Origin of the sequence: Sphingomonas sp. (genome assembly GCF_042096255.1) — a bacterium.
Taxonomy (GTDB): domain Bacteria; phylum Pseudomonadota; class Alphaproteobacteria; order Sphingomonadales; family Sphingomonadaceae; genus Sphingomonas.
Genome location: NZ_JBELLZ010000104.1, coordinates 1 through 9,743 on the forward strand (window position 1 = coordinate 1; position 9,743 = coordinate 9,743).

Sequence of the window (9,743 nt, forward strand, 5' to 3'; positions counted from 1 at the left end):
GCCGGTGATCACCTCCTGACCGGGGTTGAGGCCGGACAGCACCTCCGTGCGCATGCCGTCGGTGTCGCCGGTGACGATCTCGATCGGCCGCGGCGTGCCGTCCGCACCCTTCACATAGACGGTCTGGCGCGCACCGCGGCCGAGCTGCACCTGGCGTTCGGGCCGGTTGCGGCGTGGGCGGAAAGTGAGCGAGCCGGCGATGCCGCCTTTCGCCTGCCCCGCACCGGTGCCAGCCGGCTTGAAGCGCAGCGCCGCATTGGGGACGAGCAGCACCTTCTCGCGCGCCGAGGTGACGATGTCCGCGGTTGCGGTCATGCCCGGGCGCAGCACCAGCTCCGGATTGGCGACGGTGAGGTCGGCGGCATAGGACACCACCTGTCCGGTGGTCGCGGTGGTGCCCGAGGTGGTCGAGCTGGACGACGCGCTCGCCGCGCTCACCGTCAGGTTGGAGCCGAGATCGACGCGGGTGATCTTCGCCGGGAAGCTGCGGCCGGGGAAGGCATCGACGGTGAAGGCCGCATCCTGGCCAACCTTGACCGCGCCCACGTCCGCCTCGTCGATCGCCACCTCCAGCTTCATCTGGCTGAGATCCTCGGCGATCACGAACAGGGTTGGCGTGTTGAACGAGGCGGCGACCGTCTGGCCGGGATCGACCGCGCGGGCGAGCACCACGCCGGTGACGGGCGAGCGGATGATCGCGCGGCTGCGCTGGGTGCGGTTCTGCGCCAGCTGCGCCTGCGCCGCGGCGACATTGGCCTGCGCCACCTTGAGCGCCGCCACCGCGCGCTGGGCGTTGGCACGGCCGGTCTGGAGCTCGGCGGCCGAGGGCACGCGCCCGTCCGACAGGCGGCGCACCTCCTCCAGCCGCGCCAGCTGCGCCTGCGTTTCGGATACAGTGGCGCGCGCCTGGGCGACGCTGGCCTGGTTGGCGGCGAGCTGCGCCTCGCCGGCGCGGATCTGGTCGTCTATCTGCTCGGGATCGATCAAGGCCAGCGGCTGCCCTTGCGTGACCCGATCATTGACGTCGACCACCACGCTGGTGACCAGGCCTGAAAGCTGCGAGCCAACCGTGACCTGGTTGGTCGGCGCCAGCTTGCCGGTCGCCGACACCTCGACGCGCAGGTCGCCGCGCCGCACCGGCCGCGTCGCATAGTCCACCGTCGCGCTGCTGCCGAACAGCCGCAGGCCGAGCAGCACGACCAGCACCAGCACCATCGCGGCGATCACCCATTTCAGGTGCCGGCGCCACCACGGCCGCGGCTTCACCCCAAGGAATTCGTCGGTCGTCTCTGCCATCGGGTCCTCAGGAATCTTGTGGGGCATCGGGCAAGGTCGCCGGATCCCAGCCGCCGCCGAGCGCGACGAACAGCTGGACGGTGGCGGTGGCGGCATCGGCGCGGGCCTGCGCGGCACTGTTGCGGGCGGACAGCAAAGCCGCTTCCTGCTGCGCCAGCGTGGTGAAATCGGTGAGGCCCGAGCGATACTGGCTGCGGCTGAGGATCGCGGAGGTGTTCGCCGCCGTCAGCGCCACGCCGAACTCGCGCTCGCGCGCCTGGGCGGAGCGGAGCGCGACCAGCGCGTTCTCCACTTCCTCCAGTGCGGTGAGGACGCTGGCGCGATAGGCGGCGAGCGCACCCTCCGCCGCCGCCTCGGCACCGCGCACTTGGCTGCGCAGGCGCCCACCGTTGAAGATCGCCTGGGTCAGCCCGGCGAACAGGCCGCCGGTGATCGTCTCGCCCAGTCCGCCGAGCCGGGCGGCATTGGTGTCGAGGCTGCCGCTGATCGCCAGCGCGGGATAGAGCTGCGCCTTGGCGACGCCGATCTGCGCGGTGGCGGCGGCGAGGTTGCGCTCCGCGGTGCGCACGTCGGGCCGCTGGCGCAGCACGTCGGCGGGTACGCCCGCGCCGACCACCGCCGGCCCATTCGGGATCGGCGCGGAAGCTGCGAACTCCGACCGGAGCGCACCCGGCGCCTGCCCGGTCAGCACGCCCAGCCGCGCCACCGCGGCGGCGAGCGCCTGGTCGAGCTGCGGGATTGACGCCGCGGTCTGCGCGCGCTGCACCCGCGCCTGCTCCTGGTCGAGGCTGGAGACGAGGCCCGCCTGCACCCGGAAGCCGGCGATCTCCAGATTGTCGTCCTGCAGCGCCAGGCTGTCGCGCGCATTGGCGAGCTGCGCCTGGTAAAGCCGCGCCAGCAGATAGTTGCGCGCGATCTCGCTCTCCACCGACAGCAGGACCGTCGCATAGTCGAAGCGCGAGGCGTCCACCTGCGCGCGCGTCGCCTCCACCGTGCGGCGCACCTCGCCGAACAGGCCGAGCTGGTATTGCGCGTCGAGGCCGACCGAGAAGTTATCGCCGCCGCCACTGCCCACCGTCTGCACGGTGCCGTCGGGCAAGGTGATCGTGTTGAGGCCGCCGCGCAAAGTCTCCGACCGGCTGTAGCCGCCGGTGGCGCTGATCGTGGGCAGAAGACTGGCGCGGCTCTGCACCAGCGACTCCCGCGCCTGGCGCAGCCGCGACACCGCCTGCGCGACATCAAGGTTGCTCGCTGCGGCCTGTTCGACCAGCCGGGTGAGCACCGGATCGTTGAAGCGCGTCCACCAGCGGGTCAGGTCCTCCGCGCTGGGCGCGGCGGTGACCGACCAGGCGTCGGGCACGCCCAGCTCGGCAGCGGCCTTGGGCCGGTAATCGGGGCCGACGGTGCAGCCCGCAAGCGCCAGACCGGTGAGGAGAAGGATGCGCGACCGCATGCCCGCGGCTTGGCCGAGCGCCGGGCGCAGCGTCCAGCGAAACTGTGTCGCGATTTGTCGCATGCCGCCACTTTCCACGGCCGACATTGCCGCAGCATGACCGGATGTAACGGGGGAATGCACCGCGCCATCCCGCCGCTACCCTTCCCCGCAGACGGAGAGGAGAGCCGACGTGGAGCGCACGCCCGGATCGAAGCTGATGATCGCCATCCTGGTGGCGGCGCTGCTCAGCATCCCGCTCTTCGCGATCTATCTCCTCGTCTACGATCGGCAGGACCAGTCGCAGACCGCACGTGCCTCGATCGCGGAAGGCTGGGGCGGTCCCCAGACCATCGCCGGGCCGGTGCTGGTCCTGCCCTATGAGCAGCAGGTGACCGAGACGGTGACGGAGAACGGCCGCCAGGTCACCCGCACCAACACGGTCGCGCGCGAACTGACGCTGGCGCCCGAGGTGGCGGACGTCACCACGGAGGTGAAACCCGAGCGACGGCGCCGCTCGATCTACGAGGCGGTGCTGTTCGAGGCGCGCGTCTCCGGCACCGCCCGCTTCGCTTTGCCCGCCGATCTCGCGCGCTCGGGCGTGCGGCCGGAGCAATTGTTCTACGACCGCGCCGAGCTGCGCTTCGGCCTGCGCGATGCGCGCGGGCTGTTCGGCACGCCGCCGGCGGTGCAGGTGGACGGGCGACGGCTGGTGCTCCAGCCCGGCAAGGGCCTGCCCTCCACCAACCGCTCGGGCTTCTTCACCTGGCTCGATGCCGCGCCGATCCGCGAACGGGCGATGACCGCGCAGTTCAGCTTCGCCTTCCGCGGCAACGGCTGGCTGGCGCTGGCGCCGCAGGCGGGCGACACGCGCTGGCGGGTCACCTCGCGCTGGCCGCATCCCAGCTTCCAGGGCGGCTTCCTGCCGGTGACGCAGAGCGTGTCGGACCAGGGCTTCGGCGCGACCTGGCGGATCGGCAATCTGGCGCTGGGCCGCGCGCTCTTCTCCAGCGATGTCGAGGCGGGCACCGCGAGTGACGCGGTGAGCAACCGCTACGACACCGCGCAGGCCGCCGGCGATTACGAGGCGCGGGTGGACCTGTTCGCGCCGGTGGACCTGTACAGCCAGGTCAACCGGTCCGTGAAATATGGTTTCCTGTTCATCGGCTTCACCTTCATGGCGTTCCTGATGTTCGACGTGATCGCGGGCGTCCGCGTCGCGATGGTCGAATATCTGCTGGTCGGTGCGGGGCTGGTGCTGTTCTTCGTGATGCTGCTCGCCTTCGCCGAGGTGGTCGGCTTCGCCGCGGCCTATGTGATCGCGGCGGCGGCGATCATCGCCCTGCTCACGGCGTATTCCGCGGCGGTGCTGAAGAGCTGGCGGCGCGGCGGCTATATCGCGGCGCTGCTGGCGGCGCTGTACGGCGTGCTCTACGTGCTGCTCAGCCTGGAGGCCTATTCGCTGCTGATCGGCGCGCTGCTGCTGTTCGCGGCGCTGGCGGGGGTGATGTACCTGACGCGGAACCTGGACTGGTCGGGATTGCGGCGGGAGCCGGCCTGACGATCCTCCCCACGCAGTGGGGAGGTGGCAGCGCGCAGCGCTGACGGAGGGGCGGTGCCGCAGGCGAGCCGATCGCCTGTGGCACCGCCCCTCCACCGCCTTCGGCGGTCCCCCTCCCCCTTGCGGGAGAGGATCAGCTCACTCCAGTTCCAGGATCACCTGGTCCACCGCCAGGCTGTCGCCCGCCTTGGCGTTGAGCGCCTTCACGGTGGCGGATTTCTCGGCGCGCAGGATGTTCTCCATCTTCATCGCCTCCACCACCGCGAGCGGCTGGCCGGCCTCCACCCTGTCGCCTTCCGCCACGTCGAGGCGGACGAGCAGGCCCGGCATCGGCGCGATCAGAAACTTGCTGAGATCGGGCGGAATTTTCTCAAGGAGGTGCTGGGCGAAAGGCGCGACATGCGCGGGCAGCACACGCGCCTTGTGGGTGGCGCCGCGCGCGTTGAGGGTGAAGCCGGTGCGGGTGCGCGCGATCTTCACCGACAGCGGCTCGCCTTCGCCATCGGCGGGCTCCACCTCCACCAGCCGGTCGCCCGGGGTGTATTCCATCGCGATCGACAGCTCCGCGCCATCGACGGTCAGTGCGTCGGGCGAGACGCTGACCGCATGGTCACGCTTGCCGATCCGCACCACCCAGTCGGCGGGAGGGCGCAGGCGATTGCCGAGCTGGCCGTCCACCCGCCGCGCGCGATCCGCCTCCGCAGTCGCGGCGAAGGCGGCGACGCCGGCAAGCGTGCGGACGAGGTCGTCGGACGCGGGGGCGCCGTGGAACCCTTCCGGATATTCCTCGGCGATGAAGCCGGTGGTGATATTGCCCTCGCGGAAGCGCGGGTGCTGCATCAGCGCGGAGAGGAAATCGAGATTGGTGCCGGGGCCCTCGATCTCGAACCGGTCGAGCGCGGCGACCTGCGCGTCGATCGCCTCCTCGCGGGTGGGCGCCCAGGTGATCAGCTTGGCGATCATCGGGTCGTAGAACATGCTGACCTCGCCGCCCTCGCGCACGCCATCGTCGATGCGGACCACCACCTGATCCTCCCCAGCTTGCTGGGGAGGGGGACCGCGACGCGCAGCGTCGTGGTGGAGGGGCGCTTCCGCAAGCGCACCACCCTTGGCAGCCGCCCCTCCACCGCCTTCGGCGGTCCCCCTCCCCATTGCATGGGGAGGATTGTAGCGCACCAGCCGGCCGATGCTCGGCAGGAACCCCCGATACGGGTCCTCCGCATAGACGCGGTTCTCGACCGACCAGCCGTTGATGCCGACATCCTTCTGGCCAAACGCCAATTTCTCGCCCGCGGCGACGCGGATCATCTGCTCGACCAGATCGAGGCCGGTGATCTCCTCGGTCACCGGGTGCTCCACCTGGAGGCGGGTGTTCATCTCGAGGAAGTAGAAGCTTTCGCCGGTGGTGTCCGCGCCCGAGACGATCAGCTCGACGGTGCCCGCGGAATAATAGCCGACCGCCTTGGCGAGCGCGACCGCCTGCTCGCCCATCGCGCGGCGCATCTTGGGGGTGACGAACGGCGACGGCGCTTCCTCGACCACCTTCTGGTGGCGGCGCTGGACGCTGCATTCGCGCTCGTTCAAGTAGAGGACGTTGCCGTGCTGGTCGCCGAGCACCTGGATTTCGATGTGCCGCGGGCTTTCGATGAACTTCTCGATGAACACGCGGTCGTCGCCGAACGAGGCGAGGCCCTCGCGCTTGGTCGCCTCGAAGCCTTCGCGGACGTCCTGCTCGCTGTACGCCAGCCGCATCCCCTTGCCGCCGCCGCCGGCGGAGGCCTTCATCATCACCGGATAGCCGATGTCGGTGGCGATCCGCACCGCCTCGTCGGTGTCGGCGATCTCGCCCAGGAAGCCGGGAACGACGTTGACCCCGGCCTGCTTGGCGAGCTTCTTCGATTCGATCTTGTCGCCCATCGCCGCGATCGCATTGGGCGGCGGGCCGACGAAGGCGATCCCCGCGTCGGCGCACGCCTTGGCGAAGCTCTCGCGCTCGGAAAGGAAGCCGTAGCCGGGATGGATGCAGTCCGCACCGGTCTCCTTGGCGGCGAGCAGGATCAGCTCGGCCTTGAGATAGGATTCCGCCGCGGGCGCCGGCCCGAGCCGGACGGCCTCGTCCGCCATCAGCACATGCGGCGCGCGCGCGTCGGCGTCCGAATAGACCGCGACGGTGGCGATCCCCATCTTCTTGGCGGTGCGGAACACACGACACGCGATCTCGCCACGATTGGCGACCAGGATTTTCTTGAACATCAGTCTCTGTCTCTCGTGACGAACCAAGCCAGCCAAACTCCACCAGTCAGAAACAGGAGAAAGCTGACCGGGAAGGCGAAGAACCGAAGGGCTCCGCTATGGGGTCGGTAGATCCCATCTGCGGGAGGAGCAGGGTCGCCCATCGTCGTGGCGAGCCATAGGAAGACGACCACCGCACCGCCAACGAGGCCATATGCCAAGCAGCCAAGTCTCGCCCTTGGCGATGGTGTAGGTCGATCGCGAAAGCTCACGGCGCCTCACACACCTCGTCACCCCGGGCTTGACCCGGGGTCGCGCTTCTTGCCGCGGTCGAAAGGCGGCGGGACCCCGGCTCAAGCCTGTCCTGAGCTTCGCCGAAGGGGCCGGGGTGACGGGTGGGGGCTTCCGCCGCCATCCCGCGTAGCCCCAGCTTGGCGAACAGCGCCCCATCCCGGTCGTCGCCCGCGTTCGCCGCGGTCAGCAGCTTGTCGCCGGTGAAGATCGAGTTCGCGCCCGCGAGGAAGCACAACGCCTGGGTCGCCTCCCCCATGCTTTCGCGGCCCGCGCTCAAACGCACCATGCTGCGCGGCATGGTGATGCGCGCCACCGCCACCGTCCGCACGAACTCGATGTCGTCGATCTTCGCCAGCGGCGTGTCGGCGAGCATGTCGCCCAGCACCGTGCCCTTGACCGGCACCAAAGCGTTGATCGGCACGCTCTCCGGCGGCTCGGGCATCGACGCGAGCGCGTGGAGGAAACCGACGCGGTCCTCTCGCGTCTCGCCCATTCCGACGATCCCGCCGCAGCAGGTCTTCATCCCCGCGGCGCGGACGTTGTCGAGCGTTTCCAGCCGGTCGGCGAAGGTGCGGGTGGTGATGACGTCGCCGTAGCGTTCGGGCGAGGTGTCGATATTGTGGTTGTAGTAATCGAGCCCCGCGTCGGCGAGTTGGCGCGCCTGATGCGGCTCCAGCATGCCCAAAGTCATGCAGGTCTCCAGCCCCATCGCGCGCACGCCCTGCACCATCGCCACCACCGCGGGCATGTCGCGGTCCTTGGGATTGCGCCACGCCGCGCCCATGCAGAAGCGGGTGGAGCCGTGATCCTTCGCCTGCGCCGCCGCCTGGAGGACGGCCTGCACGTCCATCAGCTTGGTCACCTTGACCCCGCTGTCGGCATGGACCGACTGCGCGCAATAGCCGCAATCCTCCGGGCAGCCGCCGGTCTTGATGCTGAGGAGGGTCGAGCGCTGGACGGCGACGGGGTCGTGGTGCTCGCGGTGGACCGTGGCGGCGCGGAAGATTAGTTCGGTGAACGGGAGGTCGAACAGCGCGGCGATGTCTGCGCGGGTCCACTCCTGAAGCCCCTCCCCTTCAGGGGAGGGGCTTGCCTGCATCACGGCCATCACTCCGCCGCCTCCGCAATCTCGTCGCCTTCCGGCGGCATGTTGTGGCCCAGCAGCCGCAGCACATCCTCCGCCGCCTTGATCAGGTTCGTGCCCGGCCCGAAGATCGCCTGCACCCCCGCGTCGTAGAGCGCCTGATAGTCCTGCGCCGGGATCACCCCGCCGGCGATCACCTTGATGTCCGGCCGGCCGGCGTCGCGCAGGTGGCCGATCAGCTCGGGGATCAGCGTCTTGTGCCCCGCCGCCAGCGACGAGGCGCCGACCACGTCGACATCCTCCTCCAATGCCACCGCCGCGGCTTCCTTGGGCGTCTGGAACAGCGGCCCCGCGACCACCTCGAAGCCCAGGTCGCCGAACATGCTCGACACCAGATTGGCGCCGCGATCGTGGCCGTCCTGCCCCATCTTGGCGACGAACATGCGAGGCTTGCGGCCCAGTCGCCGCTCGGTCGCCTCGACGCCGCGGAGCAGCCGCGCCCAGCGCTCGTCCTCGGTATAGGCGCCGCCATAGATGCCCTTCACCGGGGTGGGATGCGTGCCGTAGCGGCCGAACACCGCCTCCATCGCGCTGCTGATCTCACCCAAAGTCGCGCGCCGGCGGGCGCATTCCACCGCCAGTTCGAGCAGGTTGCCGCTGCCCCGCGCGCCCTCGGTGAGCGCATCCAGCGCCGCGTGGCACGCCGCCTCGTTGCGCTCGGCCTTCACCTTCTGGATGCGGCGGATCTGCGCCTCGCGCACCGCGACATTGTCGACGTCGAGGATCTCGATCGGATCCTCCTTGTCCTTGCGGTACTTGTTGACCCCGACCACGACCTCCTCGCCGCGGTCGATCCGCGCCGCGCGGGCGGCGGAGGCTTCCTCGATCATCGCCTTGGGCCAGCCGGCGGCGACCGCCTTGGCCATCCCGCCCTCGGCCTCGACGCGCTCGATGATCTCCCAGGCGTGGTCGACCAGCCCCTTAGTCAGCGCCTCGACGTAATAGCTGCCGCCGAGCGGATCGACGACGTTGCACATGCCGGTCTCCTCCTGGATGACCAGCTGCGTGTTGCGCGCGATCCGGGCGGAGAAGTCGGTCGGCAGCGCGATCGCTTCGTCGAGCGCGTTGGTATGGAGGCTCTGGGTGCCGCCCAGCATCGCCGCCATCGCCTCGATCGTGGTGCGCATGACGTTGTTGTAGGGGTCCTTCTCGGTGAGGCTGACTCCGCTGGTCTGGCAGTGGGTGCGCAGCATCTTCGAGCGCTCGTCCTGCGCGCCGAGCTGCGTCATCACCCGATGCCACAGCACGCGCGCGGCGCGCAGCTTGGCGACCTCCATGAAGAAGTTCATGCCGATCGCGAAGAAGAAGCTCAGCCGCCCGGCGAATTTGTCGATGTCCAGTCCCGAAGCGACGCCGTATTTCACATACTCCATGCCGTCGGCGATGGTGAAGGCCAGCTCCTGCACCTGCGTGGCGCCGGCCTCCTGCATGTGATAGCCGGAGATCGAGATGCTGTTGAACTTGGGCATCTCGCGGCTGGTGTAGCCGAAGATGTCCGAGATGATCCGCATGCTCGGCTCGGGCGGGTAGATATAGGTGTTGCGGACCATGAACTCCTTGAGGATGTCGTTCTGGATGGTCCCGTCGAGCAGCTTGCGGTCGACGCCCTGCTCCTCGCCCGCGACGATGAAGAAGGCGAGGATCGGGATCACCGCGCCGTTCATCGTCATCGAGACCGACATCTGGTCGAGCGGGATGCCGTCGAACAGGATCTTCATGTCGTCGATCGTGTCGATCGCGACGCCCGCCTTGCCGACGTCGCCGGTGACGCGCGGATGGTCGCT

At 69.5% G+C, this 9,743-nt stretch carries 6 protein-coding genes; 1 reads left to right on the forward strand and 5 read right to left on the reverse strand.

Going from position 1 to position 9,743, the window contains the following annotated elements:
* The coding region (locus ACFDTH_RS15440; protein WP_375288451.1) for an efflux RND transporter periplasmic adaptor subunit at positions 1-1,296 on the reverse strand (1,296 nt) is incomplete at its 3' end.
* 7 nt (positions 1,297-1,303) lie between these two features.
* Positions 1,304-2,749, reverse strand: coding sequence for an efflux transporter outer membrane subunit (locus tag ACFDTH_RS15445; protein WP_375288456.1), 1,446 nt, complete (start codon positions 2,747-2,749; stop codon positions 1,304-1,306).
* A 172-nt stretch (positions 2,750-2,921) separates the two neighbouring features.
* Here ACFDTH_RS15445 and creD point away from each other — a divergent pair, with 172 nt between their 5' ends.
* On the forward strand, positions 2,922-4,289 hold the full coding sequence (gene creD / locus ACFDTH_RS15450) for a cell envelope integrity protein CreD (RefSeq protein WP_375288452.1): 1,368 nt from the start codon (positions 2,922-2,924) through the stop codon (positions 4,287-4,289).
* A 138-nt stretch (positions 4,290-4,427) separates the two neighbouring features.
* Here creD and ACFDTH_RS15455 read toward each other — a convergent pair whose 3' ends face one another.
* The 3 genes from ACFDTH_RS15455 to scpA form a co-directional block, all read right to left on the reverse strand.
* A complete protein-coding gene (locus ACFDTH_RS15455) occupies positions 4,428-6,542 on the reverse strand; it encodes a biotin carboxylase N-terminal domain-containing protein (RefSeq protein WP_375288453.1) in 2,115 nt (704 codons plus the stop codon).
* Positions 6,543-6,789: 247 nt separating this feature from the next.
* Positions 6,790-7,923 carry a biotin synthase BioB gene (gene bioB / locus ACFDTH_RS15460; protein WP_375288454.1) on the reverse strand — a complete coding sequence of 378 codons (1,134 nt, stop codon included), beginning with the start codon at positions 7,921-7,923 and terminating at the stop codon, positions 6,790-6,792.
* A partial coding sequence (gene scpA / locus ACFDTH_RS15465; RefSeq protein ID WP_375288455.1) for a methylmalonyl-CoA mutase occupies positions 7,923-9,743 on the reverse strand: 1,821 nt, incomplete at its 5' end. The genes bioB and scpA, both read right to left, overlap by 1 nt.